Source organism: Streptomyces sp. NPDC101165 (assembly GCF_044768135.1).
Taxonomy (GTDB): Bacteria; Actinomycetota; Actinomycetes; order Streptomycetales; family Streptomycetaceae; genus Streptomyces.
The window spans coordinates 609,446-626,710 of sequence record NZ_JBIWPG010000001.1 but is presented as its reverse complement, the minus strand read 5'-3'; the positions used below and the strand labels follow the sequence as shown (position 1 = coordinate 626,710).

The 17,265-nt window shown below is 72.9% G+C and carries 16 protein-coding genes; 4 read left to right on the top strand and 12 right to left on the bottom strand.

The features are described from left to right. The first annotated feature begins 33 nt into the window (after window positions 1-33). A complete protein-coding gene (locus ACIRVH_RS02715; RefSeq protein ID WP_403947529.1) occupies window positions 34-768 on the top strand; it encodes an SIR2 family NAD-dependent protein deacylase in 735 nt (244 codons plus the stop codon). 30 nt (window positions 769-798) lie between these two features. Beyond that, on the top strand, window positions 799-981 hold the full coding sequence (locus ACIRVH_RS02710) for a hypothetical protein (RefSeq protein ID WP_403947527.1): 183 nt from the start codon (window positions 799-801) through the stop codon (window positions 979-981). Between the two features lie 3 nt (window positions 982-984). Here the strand turns inward: ACIRVH_RS02710 and ACIRVH_RS02705 are convergent, their stop codons facing one another. From ACIRVH_RS02705 to ACIRVH_RS02685, 5 genes are all read right to left on the bottom strand, one after another. Further along, complete coding sequence (locus ACIRVH_RS02705) at window positions 985-1,476, bottom strand: methylated-DNA--[protein]-cysteine S-methyltransferase (RefSeq protein ID WP_403947526.1); 492 nt, start codon at window positions 1,474-1,476, stop codon at window positions 985-987. Between the two features lie 22 nt (window positions 1,477-1,498). After that, window positions 1,499-2,986 (bottom strand): AlkA N-terminal domain-containing protein, encoded by a 1,488-nt coding sequence (locus ACIRVH_RS02700; RefSeq protein ID WP_403947524.1) that lies wholly within the window; start codon window positions 2,984-2,986, stop codon window positions 1,499-1,501. 133 nt (window positions 2,987-3,119) lie between these two features. Further along, window positions 3,120-5,180: a hypothetical protein gene (locus ACIRVH_RS02695; RefSeq protein WP_403947523.1), complete on the bottom strand. Its 2,061-nt coding sequence runs from the start codon at window positions 5,178-5,180 to the stop codon at window positions 3,120-3,122. Between the two features lie 26 nt (window positions 5,181-5,206). Beyond that, the gene (locus tag ACIRVH_RS02690) at window positions 5,207-6,760 is read right to left on the bottom strand and encodes a serine/threonine-protein kinase (protein ID WP_403947522.1); all 1,554 of its coding nucleotides are present in this window, start codon (window positions 6,758-6,760) and stop codon (window positions 5,207-5,209) included. After that, the gene (locus tag ACIRVH_RS02685) at window positions 6,757-8,487 is read right to left on the bottom strand and encodes an FHA domain-containing protein (protein ID WP_403947521.1); all 1,731 of its coding nucleotides are present in this window, start codon (window positions 8,485-8,487) and stop codon (window positions 6,757-6,759) included. Before ACIRVH_RS02685 ends, ACIRVH_RS02690 begins: the two co-directional genes overlap by 4 nt. A 116-nt stretch (window positions 8,488-8,603) precedes the next feature. Between ACIRVH_RS02685 and ACIRVH_RS02680 the strand changes: the two genes are divergently transcribed. Further along, window positions 8,604-10,355: a hypothetical protein gene (locus tag ACIRVH_RS02680; RefSeq protein ID WP_403947519.1), complete on the top strand. Its 1,752-nt coding sequence runs from the start codon at window positions 8,604-8,606 to the stop codon at window positions 10,353-10,355. Between the two features lie 152 nt (window positions 10,356-10,507). Here the strand turns inward: ACIRVH_RS02680 and ACIRVH_RS02675 are convergent, their stop codons facing one another. The 6 genes from ACIRVH_RS02675 to ACIRVH_RS02650 form a co-directional block, all read right to left on the bottom strand. Continuing rightward, window positions 10,508-11,383 (bottom strand): methylenetetrahydrofolate reductase, encoded by an 876-nt coding sequence (locus ACIRVH_RS02675; RefSeq protein WP_403947517.1) that lies wholly within the window; start codon window positions 11,381-11,383, stop codon window positions 10,508-10,510. Window positions 11,384-11,553: 170 nt separating this feature from the next. After that, window positions 11,554-12,981, bottom strand: a complete 1,428-nt coding sequence (locus ACIRVH_RS02670) for an MFS transporter (protein ID WP_403947515.1) — start codon at window positions 12,979-12,981, stop codon at window positions 11,554-11,556. Beyond that, window positions 12,978-13,523 carry a trehalase-like domain-containing protein gene (locus ACIRVH_RS02665; RefSeq protein WP_403947513.1) on the bottom strand — a complete coding sequence of 182 codons (546 nt, stop codon included), beginning with the start codon at window positions 13,521-13,523 and terminating at the stop codon, window positions 12,978-12,980. The genes ACIRVH_RS02670 and ACIRVH_RS02665 overlap by 4 nt, the downstream gene beginning before the upstream one ends. Window positions 13,524-13,578: 55 nt before the next feature. Next, window positions 13,579-14,031 (bottom strand): hypothetical protein, encoded by a 453-nt coding sequence (locus tag ACIRVH_RS02660; RefSeq protein WP_403947511.1) that lies wholly within the window; start codon window positions 14,029-14,031, stop codon window positions 13,579-13,581. Window positions 14,032-14,064: 33 nt separating this feature from the next. Beyond that, window positions 14,065-14,532 carry an SHOCT domain-containing protein gene (locus ACIRVH_RS02655; protein WP_403947510.1) on the bottom strand — a complete coding sequence of 156 codons (468 nt, stop codon included), beginning with the start codon at window positions 14,530-14,532 and terminating at the stop codon, window positions 14,065-14,067. Between the two features lie 159 nt (window positions 14,533-14,691). Then, the gene (locus ACIRVH_RS02650) at window positions 14,692-15,336 is read right to left on the bottom strand and encodes an HdeD family acid-resistance protein (RefSeq protein WP_403947508.1); all 645 of its coding nucleotides are present in this window, start codon (window positions 15,334-15,336) and stop codon (window positions 14,692-14,694) included. A gap of 246 nt (window positions 15,337-15,582) precedes the next feature. On the opposite strand from ACIRVH_RS02650, the gene ACIRVH_RS02645 reads away from it, so the two are divergent. After that, window positions 15,583-16,992, top strand: a complete 1,410-nt coding sequence (locus ACIRVH_RS02645) for a DUF2252 domain-containing protein (RefSeq protein ID WP_403947506.1) — start codon at window positions 15,583-15,585, stop codon at window positions 16,990-16,992. 9 nt (window positions 16,993-17,001) lie between these two features. Here ACIRVH_RS02645 and ACIRVH_RS02640 read toward each other — a convergent pair whose 3' ends face one another. Then, on the bottom strand, window positions 17,002-17,199 hold the full coding sequence (locus ACIRVH_RS02640; RefSeq protein ID WP_386576123.1) for a hypothetical protein: 198 nt from the start codon (window positions 17,197-17,199) through the stop codon (window positions 17,002-17,004). Window positions 17,200-17,265 lie beyond the last annotated feature (66 nt).

Below are 17,265 nucleotides of genomic sequence, written 5' to 3'. Positions count from 1 at the left end.
GCTCCGCACGAACAGGCGTCCTAGTCTCGGCCCATGGACAGGCCTCTCGTAGCCATTCTCAGTGGCGCAGGTATCTCGACCGATTCCGGAATCCCTGATTATCGCGGTCCCAACGGGTTGTGGCGGCAGGACCCCGAGGCCGAGAAGCTCGTCACGTACGACTACTACATGAGCGATCGGGAGATCCGGCGACGATCGTGGCAGCTGCGGCGCGGGAACCGCGCCCTCCAGGCCGAGCCGAACGCCGCGCATCTGGCCGTGGCGGAGCTGGAGCGATCCGGTGTGCCTGTCCGAGTGATCACGCAGAACGTGGACGGACTGCACCAGCTGGCCGGCATGCCCGCCCGCAAAGTGCTCGAACTGCACGGCACTGCGCGCAGCGTCGTATGCACGCAGTGCCACGCGCGCAGCCCCATGGAGGACGCCCTTGCCCGGGTCGAGGCCGGCGAGGACGACCCGGCGTGCCAGGAGTGCGGCGGCATCCTCAAGTCCGCCACCGTGATGTTCGGCGAACGACTCGACCCCGTCGTGCTCGGCGAGGCCGTGGCGATCACCAAGGCCTGCCAGGTGTTCATCGCCGTCGGGACGAGTCTCCAGGTGCAGCCCGCGGCCGGGCTCGCGGGTGTCGCCGCCGACCACGGGGCACGGCTCGTCATCGTGAACGCCGAACCGACGCCGTACGACGAGCTCGCCGACGAGGTCGTACGGGAACCGATCGGTACGGCGCTGCCGAAGCTGCTGCGCAGCCTGCGGGAGGGCAGTGAGTAGACGGGCTCGCTCGAACGGACGCGTCGGCGGGTGTCGTACCAGGCCACCGGTACGGCCACCCTGGCCCGAAGCACGGTCAGTGGCAACAGCGCGGGCGACGGAGGCGGCATCTTCAGGGCGTCCGGCACCGTCACGCTGAGCGACACCGTGGTACGGAAGAACCGCCCGAACAACTGCAGCCCGCTGGGCGGCATCTCCGGCTGCACCGGTTGACCGCTAGAACAGGGCCGTCCCCCGCTCGAAGTCCAGCAGGCGGCGCTTGCGGTCCAGGCCGCCGCCGTAGCCGGTGAGGTCGCCGCCCGCTCCGACGACGCGATGGCAGGGCACGATGATGCCGATCGGGTTCTTGCCGTTGGCGAGGCCGACCGCGCGGGACGCCCCGGGGTTGCCGAGGGCCTCGGCGAGTTCGCCGTAGGAGCGGGTCTCGCCGTACGGGATACGGGTCAGCTGGTCCCAGACGCTGCGCTGGAACGGGGTGCCGTTCAGACGGAGTTCGAGGGTGAACTCCGTCAACTCTGCGGCGAAGTAGGCCGCCAGCTGCTTCTCGGCGTCTGCGAAGGGGGTGTCGTCGAGGCTGCCGAAGGTCTCCTCCGGCGGGCGGTGGCGCTGGCCGACCATGTAGAGGCCGCACAGGACGCCGTCGTCGGCGACGAGGGTGAGGGGGCCGTAGGGGCTGTCGACGACGGTGTGCCGTTTCGTCTCGCTCATGTCGCTCATCTTGCGGAGATCCTTACACGGGAAGGAAGTTGATCGGGTGGCTGTCGGTCGCCCACAGGTACTGGACCGCGTAGGCCCGCCAGGGGCGCCAGGCCTCGGCGCGGGCGGTCAGCGCGGCCGGAGTGGCGGGCAGGCCCAACTCCCCTGCGGCGCGCCGGATTCCCAGGTCGGTGGCGAGGAAGGCGTCGGGGTCGCCGAGGGCGCGCATGGCGATGACGTCGACCGTCCAGGGACCGAAGCCGGGCAGGTCCAGCAGGCGTGCGCGGGCTTCCGCCCAGTCCGACTCCACACCCAGGTGGAGTGTGCCGTCGGCCAGTTGACGGACGAGGGTGGTGAAGGTGGTGCGCCGGGTGCGGGGCATGGCCAGGGTCTCCGGGTCCACGGCGGCCAGCGCCTCGGGGGACGGGAACAGGTGGGTGAGCCCGCCCTCGGGGTCGTCCAGCGGCTTGCCGTGGGCGGTGACCAGGCGGGCCGCGTGGGTACGGGCGGCGGCCGTGGAGACCTGCTGCCCGAGCACGGCCCGGACGGCGAACTCGGCCTCGTCGACCGTGCGCGGCACCCGGCGACCCGGCGCCTTGTCGACCAGGGGCGCGAGGAACGGGTCCGTGCGCAGGTGGTCGTCGACCGCCACCGGGTCTGCGTCCAGGTCGAGCAGGCGCCGGCAGCGGCTGCCGGCCACGGTCAGATCACGCAGGTCGCTGAGCGTGAGGCGGCAGGCGATGTGGTCGGGTTTCGGGGTGAGGGCGACGATCCCGTGCCCGTACGGCAGCCGCAGCGTGCGCCGGTACGCGCCGTCCCGCCACTCCTCCACGCCCGGTACGGCCGTGGCGGCCAGGTGACCGAAGAGGTTGTCGGGGTTGAGCGGGGCCCGGAACGGCAGCCGCAGCGTGAGGGTCCCGGGGGTGCCCGGGGCACTGGTCCGGCCCTTCGGCACCCGGGCGCGCAGCTCGCTCGGGGACAGGGCGAAGACCTCGCGGACGGTGTCGTTGAAGGTGCGGATGGAGGAGAAGCCGGCCGCGAAGGCGATCTCCGCCATGGGCAGCGGGGTCGTTTCCACGAGGAGGCGGGCGGTCTGGGCGCGCTGGGCACGGGCCAGCGCGAGGGGGCCGGCGCCCAGTTCGGCGAGCAGCTGCCGCTCCACCTGCCGGGTGCTGTAGCCGAGGCGGGCGGCGAGTCCGGGCACGCCCTCGCGGTCCACCACCCCGTCGGCGATCAGCCGCATGGCCCGGGCCACCAGGTCGGCGCGCTGGTTCCACTCCGGCGAGCCGGGGCTGGTGTCGGGGCGGCAGCGCTTGCAGGCCCGGAACCCGGCCTGCTGGCAGGCGGCCGCGCTCGGGTAGAAGGTCATGTTCTCCGCCTTGGGCGGGACGACCGGGCAGCTGGGCCGGCAGTAGATGCGGGTGGTCAGGACGGCCGTGAAGAACCACCCGTCGAACCGCGCGTCCTTGGACTGCACGGCGCGCACGCAGTGCTCCCGGTCGAAGTGCGTCCCTGTCTGCATGCGTCCAGGATCGACCAGCGCGGGGGCGTCCGCTGGCGAGAATCCGACACGTACCTGGGGCCGGCCAGGGGATCCGGTGGCGTCCCCTGACCGATCCTCGCGGCAGGCGTGACGTTCCTGGGCTCCAGGGGCTTCAGGGGCAGACGTAGGTGAAGCTCGCCTTCGCCTCCATCGGGGCGCGCTGGTGCGTGATCCGCAGCCGGGCGGTGCCCTGGAAGCGGCCGGGACCGCGGACCGTCCAGCGCAGGTGCACCCGGAACCGGCGCTCACCTCGGTGGGCGGTGCGGACCAGCTCACCCGAGTCCTGGCCGTCCCCGCGCAGCCACTGGTACGTGACGGGCCCGCCCCGTCCGTCGGTGGTGACGACACCGACCAGGTCGGCCGTCCTGCCGCAGTGCAGCGTCCCTGCGGGGGCCTGAACGCGGACGGCGACGACCGCGGGGGCGGGGGTCGGGCGCAGCAGGAGCCAGAGCAGGACGGCGGCTATTGCCACGACCGCGGTGCTGATGACCCAGCCCCGGCGCCTTCGGCGCGGGCGCTGCCGCGCGGGTACGGCGGCTTCGGCCCGCCACCGGGCTCGCAGCACGTCCTGCTCGTCGGCCGGAATCCCGGGTCCGAAACGGAGCAGGATCTCGCCGGATTCCTCCCCGGCGGATACCGGGGGCGAGGTGACGCGGTGGCGCTTGCCGAGGACGGTGGCCTGGGTGTCGGGCGTGGTGGAGCGGTGGGCGCGGCCGGGGGTGGTGAGCTGGTCGGCGGCGGCTGACGTGGTGAGCTGGTCGGCCGCTGCTGGGGCGGTGAGCCGGTCGGCGGGTGCCGAGGTGGCGAGTTGCTCGGCCGCTGCTGGGGCGGTGAGATGCCCGGCCGATGCCGAAGCAATGAGCTGGTCGGCGGATGCCGAGGTGGCGAGCTGGTCGGGTGCTGCCGAGGTCGCGAGTTGCTCGGCCGCTGCTGAGTCGGTGAGATGCCCGGCGAATGCCGAAGCGATGAGCCGGTCGGCAGGTGCCGGGGCAATGAGCTGGTCGGCGGCTGCCGAGGGGCGAGGTGCCGTGGCTCCCTGGTCCGGGGCTGTCGTGGCGGATCTGAAGGCGGTGGGCTCGGCAGCCGCCGGGCGTGCAGTGGGGGGCGCCGGGAGTGCCGACGCCGGGCGGCGGTCCTCCGGCGGGGCCGGGCTCTCGGGAGCCGCTGGAGTCGGGTGTGGCGGTGGTGCGGCCGGTGCGGCGAACCGCGGAGTCGATGCTGCCGCCACCGCGCGCAGTGCCGTACGGCGCAGGAAGTCCCCCGGGAGTGCCGCGCGCCCGGCCACGAGCGCGGCCCGGGCCGCCGCGAGGCCCTGGGACTCGGCGGTGGTGGCGCAGTGGGCGAAGAGGGCCGCCGCGGGGGTTCCGGACTGGGTCCAGGCGGCGCCGAGGGTGCGGGCCAGGGCGGCCCAGGCCGCGGTGTCGGCTGCCCGGCGGTCGGCGTACGGAAGGTCACCGCCCGGCAGGGGTACGCCCACTGCGGCGGTGTCCGCCCGGTCGGGGCGCGGGGGGCCACCCGGCAGGGGTACGGCCGACCCACCGGCATCCGACCCACCCGAACGCGAAAGCTCACCCGGCACGGGCACCACCGACCCACCGGCATCCGCCCCACCCGAACGCGAAAGCTCACCCGGCAGGGGAACGGCCGCCCCACCGGTATCCGCCGCCGGAGGCTCGGGCTGTGGCGCGTCGCCCAGGACCGCGTTCAGGCCCGCCTCCGCCAGCAGTGCCACGCCGTCCGGCGCGAGGACCACGGCGTCGGGGCCGAGGGAGCCGTGGGCCAGGCCTGCCGTGTGCAGGGCCAGCAGGGTCTGTGCGGTCTCGTTGAGGATGCTCGCCACGCTGCCCGCGTCGGGGCGGGGGCCGGCGGCGGACAGGACGTCGGCGAGCGCGGGGGCCGGCGGGCGGGCCGAGAGCAGCCACACCTCACCGGCCTCGGCCACGAGGTCGACCGTGCCGAGCAGCCCGGGCAGCCGGAGCTTCGCCGTGGCGAGCACCGCGGCCGCCAGGCGCTCGCGGGTGCCCTGCGGCCCGAGCAGGGCCTGGTCGATGCGCAGCGCCCCGAGCACGGGCTCGCCGGAGGCATCCGGGAGCAGGGCGTGCCAGGTGCCGAGGCGCGTGTCCCGTGACCAGCCGGACAGGGGCCGGCCGGCCACTGTGGTGGCTGTCGTCATGTCGATCCGTTCTTGTCGGGCGGTGTTCAGCACGGCGGTGCGTCCAGGGAGGCCGTCCGGGGGCCGTCGACGGCCGCCGGGTCGCTGCTGAGCGTGACGTCCCAGGTCCCCCGGCAGGGGTGGTTGGAGAAGTCCGCCTCGAAGGTCAGGTCGTACCGGGTGCTCCCGGACAGGGGCTGGGACTGGGAGCCGTACGGGTCGGCGGGGGTGTCGACGTAGTAGTTCGCGGTGACGGTCAGCGGACCGGTGCCCGTCGTCTCGACGGTCACGGCAGCGACGAGCGTGCCCGGTTTCTGCCCGCGCTGCCACGAGCCGATGGTGATGGTGATGTCGCCGGGCGTGGCCGCGCCGGGAGCCGCGGTGGTCGGGGTCCCGGCCGGTGCGGTCGGCTCCGTGGAGGGTGTGGGCGAGGACGACGGGCTGTCCGAGGGGGTGGCCGAGGGTGTGGTGTCTGCCGTGGGCGGGAGGCTGCTCGGTGAAGTGGACGGGGAGGATGAAGTGCCGGGTGTCGTGGGCGAGTCGAGCGGTGCGGGAGTCGAACTCGCCACCGTCGTCGACGTCTCGTGCGGGCGGCCCGTCGCGTACGTCGCTCCGCCCGCGACAACCACCAGCGCGGCCACCCCACCGGTCGCCACCTTCCATCCCCCGCGCCTCAACCGGCCCAGCAGGGTGAGTGCGGTGGCCGAGCCGTCGAGCGTCGCGGTCGTGGTGAACGGGAACAACAGGGCCAGCAGCGCGGCGAGTTCGGCGAGCCGCCGGCGGCCGCGCTCCTCCCAGCCCGCGCCGTACCCCTCGGTGGCGGCCCGTTCCAGGTCGGCGAGGAAGGCCTCGACGCCGGGCCGGTCCGCCGGGTCCTTGGCCAGGCCCGCGTGCAGCAGCCCCCGCACCGGTGCGGGTACGTCGTCCAGCGGGGCCGGTGCGCGCAGGTGCTGCAGGCGCAGGGCCGTCAGGTCGTCGGTGGGGAACGGCCGCCGTCCGGTGAGGCACTCGAAGAACACCACGGAGGCCGCGTACACGTCGGCGGCCGGGCCGGCCGGCTCGCCGTCCCACTGCTCGGGCGCCATGTAGGCGGGCGTGCCGGCGGCCTCGGTCTCCCGGCCGCTGCGCACCGCGATGCCGAAGTCGGCCAGCGCGCTGGTGCCGTCGGCGCGGACCAGGACGTTCTCCGGCTTGTAGTCGCGGTGCACCACCCCGGCCGTGTGGGCCGCGCCCAGCCCCAGCAGGGAGCCCTTGAGCAGAACGAGGGCGGCCTCGGGGCCGGTCGCCCCGTGCCGGCGCAGCAGGTGGCGCAGGCTGACGCCGTCGACCGCCTCCATCACGATCGCGGCACCGGCGCGTGCCTCGACGTACTCGTACAGCCGCACCACGCACGGGTGCCGCAGCTCGCCGAGCAGCCGGGCCTCGGCCCGGAACCGGGCCAGGAACTCGTGGTCCGTGCGCAGGCGTTCGCCCAGGTACTTGACCGCGACGGGCACGCCGGTAGCGGTGTGCCGGGCGAGGACGACTCGGCCTCCGGCCCCCTCGCCCAGCGTGCGGACGGTCTCGTAGCCGGGTACGGCCCAGCCGGCGTCGTCGGTCATGCCGTCCCCTCCACGGGCGCGACGGTCCCGGCGCCCTGCGGTACGTCCTTGTTGTCCCGCCGGCGCCGTATCCGGCGCAGCACCCAGCGCACGGGGGCCGCCCACACCGGGAAGGCGACCAGGGCGACGACGGCCGCCTCGATCACCGTGGTCCACGGCTCGGCCAGCCGGCCTTCGAGCAGGTCGCCGATCCGGGAGCGCCAGGCCAGCAGGGCGAGGGCGAGGAAGCCGTAGGTGCCCACGACGACCGCGAGGCCGTAGGCAGCCATGCCCGCCTGGCGCGGCCCCGGCCGGTTGCCCGCGCGCAGGTCTCGCCACAGGCCGGTGCGGAAGTAGGCGCTCGCCTCCTCGCGCAGCCGCGGCACCCGCAGCGCGTCGGTCAGCGCCTGGTAACCGTCCAGCGGCATCAGCGGGTTGAAGTTGTAGAGCGTGTTCAGGTAGAGGCCGAAGGCCAGGTGGTAGAGAACGGCCGAGGCGGGTCCGGCGGGCAGCAGGACCGCGCCCGTGGCGCACCAGCCGGCCAGCGCCGCCGTGGACAGCGGCCCGGACAGCGCCACGACGACCCGGGACCAGCGCGATCCGAACCACATGTCGCTCGTGTCCACGAACGCGAACGGCATGCCCATCATCAACAGGAACCCGCCGCGCCGGACCTTGCGGCCGTACGACTTCACGGCCAGCGCGTGCGTCAGCTCGTGCACGAGCAGCGCGGTGACGTACCCGGCGACCAGCAGGACCGGGCCCCACATGCCCGCCCCGCCGAAGTCCAGCAGGTGGTGCCGGCCCTGGGCGGCGAAGAACGCGACCAGGCCGCCGGCCACCGACAGCCAGGCGAGCAGCACCCCGGTGCGGGTGAACAGCCGCCAGCCGAAGCCCTGGTAGAGCCGGGTCACCAGCCCGTCGAGGCCGGGGACCGACACCTCCAGTTTCAGCAGCGCCCGGTACACCGCACGACCCGCCCGGCGCCAGCCCTTCGGCCGCTCCTGCTCCGGCCGGCCGGGCAGACCGCGCAGCAGGCCGGCGTCCGCGAACGCGGCCAGCGCGGACTCGATGCGGGGCAGGGCGAGTTCGCCGTAGCGCTCGGCGTAGGCGAACAGCAGGTCCCGTACGGTGTTCTCGCCGTCGACGGCGTGCCACAGGAAGACCTGGCGCTCGTCCAGCTCCAGATAGCGGCCGGTACGGGTGGAGCTGAGCACCCAGCGGGGTGCGCCGCGTTCGGTGGGGATCTGCTTGAGGGCCCAGCCGGAACGGCGGCGCGGGCGCGCGGTGAGCGGGCCGCCCGCCTCCGGGGCCTCCTCCTGTCCGGCGGTGGGCAGTTGGGTCAGCTGGGTGCCGACGACCATCGTGCGGGAGCCGATCCGGGCGTCGCGGGGCTGCTCGAACACCAGGCGTACGTCGCCCACGGACAGCTCGGTGCCGTCGGCGAGCCGGGCCGTGCCGCCGTGCAGGTCGACGCCGGCGACGGCGGTGCCGTTGAAGGAGTCCAGATCCTCGATCCGGAAGCCCTCGGCGGTACGGACGACACGGGCGTGGCGGCGCGAGACGCTGCCGTCGGACAGGACCACGTCGTTGTCCTCGCCCCGGCCCAGCGTGGTGACCGGGCCGGTCAGCGGGACGAGCAGCATGGGGTCGTCGAGGCCGCGCAGCTGGGGCGCGGCGAACGACGTCGGCGCGGCACCCCGGCGCGGGGTGCCGCAGTGCAGGCAGTACGGGAAGTCGCGTCGCACATGAACGCGGCAGACATGGCAGAGCATGCGGTGGCTCAGCCCCCGCCGGAACCGCTGGTGAACGTTCCTCCGTCGAAGCCTGCGTCGCCTTCCGCGGCTGGGCCGGAGTCCGGCAGGTGCGTGGCGGCGTTTCCAAGGCCGGAGGCGGTCAGGCCGCCCTGGACGATGATGTGATCACCGCTGCCACCCTCGCCCGAGGGCAGGCCGCCCTGGGCGATGATGCGGTTACCACCGCCGGGCTCACCGACACCGCCGGGACGCCGACCGATGTTCTCCTGGCTGCTTCCGCCGTTTCCGTCGCCGCCACTGTCACCACCGCCATGGCCACCGCCACCACTGGGACGGTTGGTGTTCTCCGGGTCACCACCACCCTCACCACCACCGCCGCCACCCTCGCCACCGCCATGGCCTCCGCCACCACTGGGACGGTTGGTGTTCTCCGGGTCGCCACCACCTTCACCACCACCGCCGCCGCCACCTTCACCGCCGCCGCCATGGCCACCACCGCCGCTGGGGCGGTTGGTGTTCTCGGGGTCGCCACCACCTTCACCACCACCGCCGCCGCCACCTTCACCGCCGCCGCCATGGCCACCGCCGCCGCTGGGGCGGTTGGTGTTCTCGGGGTCGCCACCACCCTCACCACCGCCGCCGCCACCTTCACCGCCGCCTTCACCACCACCATGGCCACCGCCGCCACTGGGACGATTGGTGTTCTCCGGGTCGCCACCACCCTCACCACTGCCAGCGCCACCGCCGCTGTCACCGCCGCCATCGCCGCCATCGCGGTCGTAGATGCCTCCGTGACCGAAGTGACCGGCGTCCCCGCCGCCTTCACCACCTACACCGCCGAAGCCGCCGTCCCCACCGGCACCGCCGAAGCCGCCATGGCCACCGAGGTCGCCGAACCCACCGTCACCGACACCGCCGCCACCGAGGCCGCCGTCACCGAACCCACCATGGCCGAAGCCACCGTCACCGAACCCACCACCGCCCAGACCCCCGTCACCGAAGCCACCGTCCGCGCCACCGAACCCACCGTCGCCGAACCCACCGTCACCGAAGCCACCGCTGCCCAGCCCCCCGTCCCCGCCGCCGAACCCGCCGTCGCCCCCGGCGCCGAAGTCGCCGAAGCCCCCTTCGGCACCCCCGCCGACCTGCCCACCGAGCCCGCCGAGGTCCGTGCCGATCCCCTCGTTCCCGTGCTCGCCGAAGTCGCCGAAGTCACCGAACTCGCCCGGTCCGCCGGCCAGTTCAGCGGGCGACCGGTCCAGCAGAGGACCGCCGAGCAGACTGTGGGAGCCGGTCGACGCCACGTCGACGCCGCCGACGCCCTCCTGACCGGCGGCGGGATCCGGCAGCTCCGACGAGTGGCCGGCGGCCGCCGGGCCCCCGGCGTCGTGGTCGCCGGAGACCTGCTCCGCCGGGACGTCGTGGGTCGTGGAGACGTCGTGCGTAGCCCCGGAGACGTGGTCGGTCGATACGGCGTGGTCGGCCGGGACGTCGTGGTGTGCCAGCGCATGCGCCGCACTGCCGAAGAACAGGGACGACTTGGACAGCCGGGGGTCGAGCGCGGCCGGTCCCCCGTCGGTGCCGGACTCGACGCGGAGGGAGCGGAGTTCGGTGACCTGCGCGGACGACAGGCCGAGTCTTCGCGCCACCTCTTCGGTGTCGCCGTCGAGTTCGGCGCGGAAGGCCGGGTCCACGGCCAGGCGGGTCAGGGCAGCGCGATAGGCGTCGTCGGTCATGGTTCGGTCTCCGTCGGTCTGCGGGGCACTGGTGCCGATCGCGGCGGAGCCGAGGATCCCCCCTGGTCGGCGGCAATTGCCATTTCCGGCCATCCCCGCCGATACCTGCTGGAGACGTTATAGAGCTCTGGCATGACCAGCGCAAGAGCAGCAAGCAGGGAGGCAGGCGGGTCCCGGGCGTCCGGCAGGGCCACGCGCCCACCGATCAGAAATGGCCACCGGCCCACCGGCATACCGTCGAGATGTCGAACGCGAAGCGGAATCCTGCCCGCTTGTCAGGCCTCCCGGTCTCCCCGCCGGTAGCGGGCGATCCACTCCGCCGTGGTGCGCAGGCCTCCGAAGGTGTAGAAGTGCACCTTCATCTCGCCGTGCCGTGCGGGGGCGTAGCCCTGCGCGAGCGCGTGCAGGAAGCGGTCGGGGCCGGCCGTGCCCATGAGGTTGGTCAGCGAGAAGCCGTACTTGCGGGCAATGGAGGCGCTGGTGCCGACACCGAAGCGAGTGGCGTAGGTCACCAGTCGGCGCACGCCGGCCGGACCGGGTACGCCGATGCGGACGGGCAGGGTGACGCCCCGGGCGCGGACGTCCGCCACCCAGCCGAGCACCCGGTCGGCGTCGAAGCCGAACTGGGTGATGACGTCGCCCGCGATCCGCTGCGCCCCGAGCACCGCGCTCTTGTCGCCGAGCGCCGACCACAGGGTGTGCTCGGTGATCGCCGGGTGGCCCTCCGGGTAGCCGCTGATGCCGACGTGCCGTACGCCGTGGCGTTCGAGCAGCCCGGTGCGGATGACGGCGAGGGCGTCCTCGTACGGCCCCTCGGGGCGGGCGGGGTCGCCGCCGACGACGAAGACGTTGTCGGCGGTGCCGTCCGCCGCCAGGCCGGCCAGGAACTCCTCCAGGTGCCGCTGGGAGGGCAGCCGGCGGGCGGAGATGTGCGGGACGGGGACGAAACCGAGCCGCTTGACCGCGCGGGCGGCCCCGAGCCGCATGTCCGGGTCCTCGCCGGCGAGGAAGGTGACGTTGATCCGTGTGCCCCGGGGGATGCTGTCGCGTGCCTCCTCCAGCTTCGGCACGTCCTTGCCGGTCATCTCCAGGGAGAAGTCGTCCAGCAGCGAGGTGCCCACCGCGGGCGGGACGGTGGCGGTGGGGTTCATCGTGCTCCTCGTACGGCTGCCTGCGACCGCGCACGCCCGTCATCGGCTACGTACGGCTTCGGTCCTTACCTCGGCCGATGATGCCACGCGCGCCCGCGGGCGGAGCAGCCGGGAGCGGAGCTGGGAGGTGTCTTCTGGATCACGTCGGTGACGCGGGGGCCGAGTCGCCCCTAGGCGTGCGTCCCCGGGGCCGTGGCAGGTGTGTCGTGGGGCGTCGGGCCGCCCGGTCCCCGTGGGAGGAGGGCCGCCGCGGCCAGGCCGCCCAGGCCGATCACCGCCAGCGTGATCATCGCGGCGGCGTACGCGCCCCTGCTGAGGCCGGCGACCAGGATGGTGCCGGCGATCGCCGTGCCGAAGGACGAGCCGAGGTTGGACACGCTGCGGGACAGGCCGGAGATCTCGCCCTGCTGTTCCTCCGGGAAGGCCGACTGGACCACGTTCACCGACGGGGTCAGCATCACGCCCAGGCCGAGCCCGATCAGCAGGAGCCCGGGGACGAAGGCCCAGGCCGTGGAGGTGCTGCCGACCAGGCCGACCAGCACCGCCACGCCCGCGACGGAGCCCACGAAGCCGGTCATGATCAGTGTCCGCTGGGACCGCCGTCGCGCCAGGCCCTCGGCGCAGAGCGACGACACGAGCAGGCCGAGCGTGGCCGCCGTGAAGACCACTCCGGTCTGGATGGCGTCGTAGCCGCGGACGACCTGGAGGTAGGCGGCGACCGTGAAGGACGTTCCCATGAGCAGCAGCCACTGCACGTTCTGTGTGACCAGCCCGAGGTTGGAGGTGCGGTTGCGGAACAGGGAGAGCGAGAGCAACGGCTCCTGGCCGGCCTGTTCCTTGGCGCGCGACGAGCGGAAGAACCAGGCGAGGACGAGGACGCCGAGGACGATCAGGGCGGTCATCAGCCAGATGTTGTTGTCCGCCGCCAGGATGCCCATGACGACCAGGACGAGGCCGGTCGCGGACAGGACCGCTCCGCCGGTGTCGAAGGAGCGGGTCGGGTCCGGGGGCAGGGGGTCCTCGATACGGCGGCTCAGCCAGACGATCACCGCGATGACCAGGGCCTGGAACACGAAGGCCGCGCGCCAGCTGATGCCGGTCGTGATGAGCCCGCCGATCAGCGGTCCCGCCGCGGCCCCGATGCCGCCCAGCGCCATGATGATCCCGAACGCCCGGGCGCGGGAGGTCAGGTCGGGGTAGAGCAGCGTGGTGAGGATGTAGACGGGCGGGATGAGCAGGGCGGTGCCGACTCCCTCGAGGATGGAGTTGCCCAGGATGAGGACGCCGAGTCCCGGTGCCGCCGCGCTCAGCAGCGCGCCGACGGCGTAGACGACGAGGCCGACGACGAAGCACCGTTTGCGGCCGTAGCGGTCGGTCAGTTTGCCGCCGGGGATCATCAGCGCGGCCATGACCAGCAGGAAGAGGGTGATGGCCACTTGGACGCCCTGGACGGTGGTGTCCAGGTCCTTGCTGATGTCGTTGATCATCACGTTCATGTTGGAGCCGGCGAAGCTGCAGATGAACTGGGCCAGGGCCAGTGCGGCCAGGACCGGCCGCTGCCCCGGCGGCACCTTCGTCGGCTCTGTCCGGTCAGTCATCTCCGGTGCCCCCGCCCATGGGTTCGGGGGGCGCCGTCAGGCCGTGCACGACGGAGTGCCGGCTGCAGGTCCTGTCCCGGTCCGTGCAGGACGGCCGTGTGGTCGTCGACGACGCGGAGTGTGTGGCGGGCGCGGCCGTAGTCGAAGCGCGGCCGGCATGCGAAGGCGAAGGGGAGGCTGCCGCGTACGACGCGGGCCACCCTGATCAGTCGGTGCCGGTCGGTGGGCACCGACGAGTCGATGGGGGGCATGAGGTCGGCGACCTCGCCGACTCCGCCGGGTCCCATGAACCGGGTGATCAGGATGGCCGTGTCGGACGGATACAGCTGCCGGACGGACATGCCGTCGCCGTGCCCGTCCGGGAGCTCCACCGCCAGTCGGCAGTGTCCGCCGCGCTCGCTGTCGAGGAGCGCGGCGGACACACTGGGCGAGTCGAAGCGGGGAGTGCACCACCGGTCGACGTTCCCGCCGGACGACACCAGGGCCGCTGTCTGGAGGTCGCCGACCATGCCGTGGTAGGCGATGGGCGGATACCGGTCCATGAGTTCTCCTACGGCCAGGTGCTGCTGCGGGTTCGCCTGTGACCGGGTTGGTGCTCTATGGACTCATCGTGGTCTCTTCACCCTGGACCACGCACAGGGCCCAGATGATGAAGCCGGACATCGTGATGATCACGATCGACCAGAGCGGGGAGTAGGGCAGGGACAGGAAGTTGGCGATGATGACCAGCCCTGCGATGCCCACGCCGGCGACGCGTGCCCAGGGCGCCGGCCGGACCAGGCCGAAGCTGACGACGCATGCGAGCGCGCCGAGGACCAGGTGGATCCAGCCCCAGCTGGTGAGGTCGAACTTGAAGACGTAGTTGGGCGTCGCGACGAAGACGTTGTCGTGGGCGATCGCCATGATGCCCCGGAACACACCGAGCAGTCCGGCGAGCAGGAGCATGACGCCCGCGAAGGCCGTCAGGCCGCCCGCCCACGCCTGCTTGGCGGTGCGCTGGCCTGCTGCACGTGTGGTGCGGCTGGGACGTGTGGGGTGTGTCGCGGCCATGCGGCTGCCTCGATTCGTTCTCGTGGGTGGTGCTCAGTGTCCGGACGTGGTGGGGGTGGAGCCGGGGCGCTGCGCCGGTCCGGCGCCGCTGAGAACCAGTTCCTTGGCCCTGCGGTACTCGTCCTCGGTGATGTCGCCGCGGGCCCGGATCTCGGAGAGCTTGGCCAGTTCGTCGACGCTGCTGGTCGGGGCGCCGCCCTTGGCGGTCTCCCGGACGTAGGAGTCGAAGGCCTGCTGCTGTGCGCGCGCCTGCTGGATCTCCCGCTTCCCCATGCCCTTGCCGCGGGCGATCACGTAGACGAGGACGCCCAGGAAGGGCAGACAGATCACGAAGAGTGTCCAGCCGGCCTTGGCCCACCCGCTCAGGTCGTCGTCACGGAAGATGTCGACGAGGACCCGGAACAGGATGATGAACCACATGATCCACAGGAAGAACCACAGCATGGTCCAGAAGGCGCTCAGCAGCGGATAGTCGTACGCGAGGTAGTTCGTCGCGCTCATGCTCTCTCCTCTGTCCGGGGCACCGGCCCGGAAGAGCTCTTGAAGCTCTCAGGCCGGTCTCTGCCGTTTTCAGCGTGCACACGGCGAGGCGGGAGAGTCCTCACCCGAGGCGGGTGATCGTGGCGGGTGAGGACGGTGGGCGGGGTCTCCCCCGCCCGCTCACTCCCCCTGGTCCGAAGCGCCCGGCAGCACGCCGCTCCGGCGCAGCGCGGACCGCCACGAGAAGGCGACCCACACCTCGGCCAGGCCCAGCAGGACGAGCCACAGGCCGAGCAGCCGGGTCAGCACCCGCGCCGACTCGGTGGGCAGGGCCAGCACCACGATCCCGGCGACGATGCCGAGCACCGCCGCGGCCAGGACGACACCGCGGTGCGGGAGGTCCTTGGCCGAGAGCGCGGTGTAGAGGGTCACGATGCCGGATGCCAGCCAGGCGAGCCCGACGATCAGCGACAGGGCGGTGATGGTCTGCAGCGGGTTGCGCAGACAGAGCACGCCGGCCAGGACGAAGAGCACCGCGATCAGCACTCCGGCGAAACGTTCGCCGTGCTCCTCGCGGCCGAACGCCATGACGAACCGGAACGCGCCGGCGAGCAACAGATAGAGGCCGATGAGAACGGCCAGGACGTGCAGCGTCTCGTCCGGCCAGACGAGGATCAGCACGCCCGGTACGAACGTCACGACGGCCGACCCCAGCATCCAGGTCCACGACCCGGCGTACGCCGTCATGGCGTCTCCGGGGCCGGCTGTCGTCCCGTCGGACGGGTGCGGCGGTCCGGTCGGTACCGGACCACGCGACTCGGTCATGGCTCCTCCTCGCGCGATCGAACGGGTCGCCGCCGGACCGCCGGCGGGGGCGGCGTGCGCAACCCCTCACCGGAACAGCGTGCCGCGCGGGGCGGGTGCGCCGGGTCACCCACCACGGGTGATCCCTCCGCCCGGCCGCGGCGGTGGGGTGGGTGCACGGGCGGGCGGGCCGTTCGCGGTCCTGCCGCCCCCGCGGCAGCCGGGGCCGGGAGCGGACGGCTGGCCGCCGGAACTGGAGAGTGGATCATGACCGCACCGAGCGCCGTCACCGGCTCCTCGTCACTGGCCGAGCGAGCGGCCCAAGGCCGCGACGCCCGTAATCGTGCCCCGCGTTCGGCGCACAGCGTGTTCGAGCCCGCGCCGGACCGCCCCGACGTCGTCGATGTGCTGGAGCGTCAGTCGGCCACCCGGGTACCCGAGTTGGTGCCGATCCGCTACGGCCGGATGCTCGAGTCACCGTTCCGCTTCTACCGGGGCGCCGCCGCGGTGATGGCGACGGACCTCGGCCCGCTGCCCGACACCGGGCTCCAGGTGCAGCTGTGCGGAGACGCCCATCTGCTGAACTTCCGGCTGCTGGCCTCGCCGGAGCGCCATCTGGTCTTCGACATCAACGACTTCGACGAGACCTTTCCGGGGCCGTTCGAGTGGGATGTCAAGCGGCTGGCGGCCAGCTTCGTCATCGCGGCCCGCGCCAACGGCTTCCCGGCCAGGCAGCAGGACGACGCGGTGCGCACGTGTGTGGAGGCCTACCGGGAGCGGATGCGGGAGTTCGCCGGCATGCGCACGCTGGACATCTGGTACGCCCAGGACGCCACCGACCGGATGCGCGCGCTGCTGGCCTCCGCGATGGACAAGGAGAGCAGGCGCCGTACGGCCGAGGCGACCGCGCGCGCCCGTACCCGCACCTCGATGGAGGCCTTCGCCAAGCTCACCCGGCGCACGCCCGAGGGGCGGCGGATCACCCCGGACCCGCCGCTGATCATCCCGCTGCGGGATCTCCAGGACTCGGCCGCCCGGCGGAACGAGGACAAGGAGCTGCAGACCCTGCTGGAGGACTACGCGCGCACGCTGCCCTCGGACCGGCGGCACCTGCTGCGTCACTACCGGCTGGTGGACCTGGCCCGGAAGGTGGTGGGCGTCGGCAGCGTGGGCACCCGGTGCTGGATCCTGCTCCTGCTCGGCCGGGACGACGACGATCCCCTGCTGCTGCAGGCCAAGGAGGCGCAGGAGTCGGTGCTCGCGGCGCACACGGGCGGCGAGCGGTACGACAACCAGGGCCGCAGAGTGGTGACCGGGCAGCGGCTCATCCAGACCACCAGCGACATCTTCCTGGGCTGGACGCATGTGGTGGGCTTCGACGGGCGTGGGCGGGACTTCTACGTACGCCAGCTGCGCGACTGGAAGGGCATCGCCCGGCCGGACACCATGGATCCGCCCCTGCTGAACCTGTTCGGCCAGGTGTGCGGGGCCTCCCTGGCCCGGGCCCACGCCCGCTCCGGAGATCCCGTCGCCATCGCCGCGTACCTGGGCGGGAACGACCGCTTCGACCGCGCGCTGACCGGTTTCGCGCAGGCGTACGCGGACCAGAACGAGCGGGACTTCGCGACCCTGCGCGAGGCGGCACGCTCGGGCCGGATCAAGGCGGCGGTGCTGTGAGTGCCGCTGTCACTCCGGCAGTTGCCGCATCTCGACGACCCGCAGCCCCAGCGACTGGAAGCGGGTCAGCAGTCCGTAGAGGTGCGCCTCGTCGATGATGCGACCGAACAGCACCGTCTGACCGGACATCTTCACATGGTCCAGTTCAGGGAAGGCCTTGGTCAGCGTCTCCGACATGAGTCCATCGACACGGATCTCGTAGCGCATGTGCCGTTCTCCCGCCGCGGGCCTGCTGCGGTCTTCTTGCGATGCTGCTCCGCCGGGCGGCGCCCG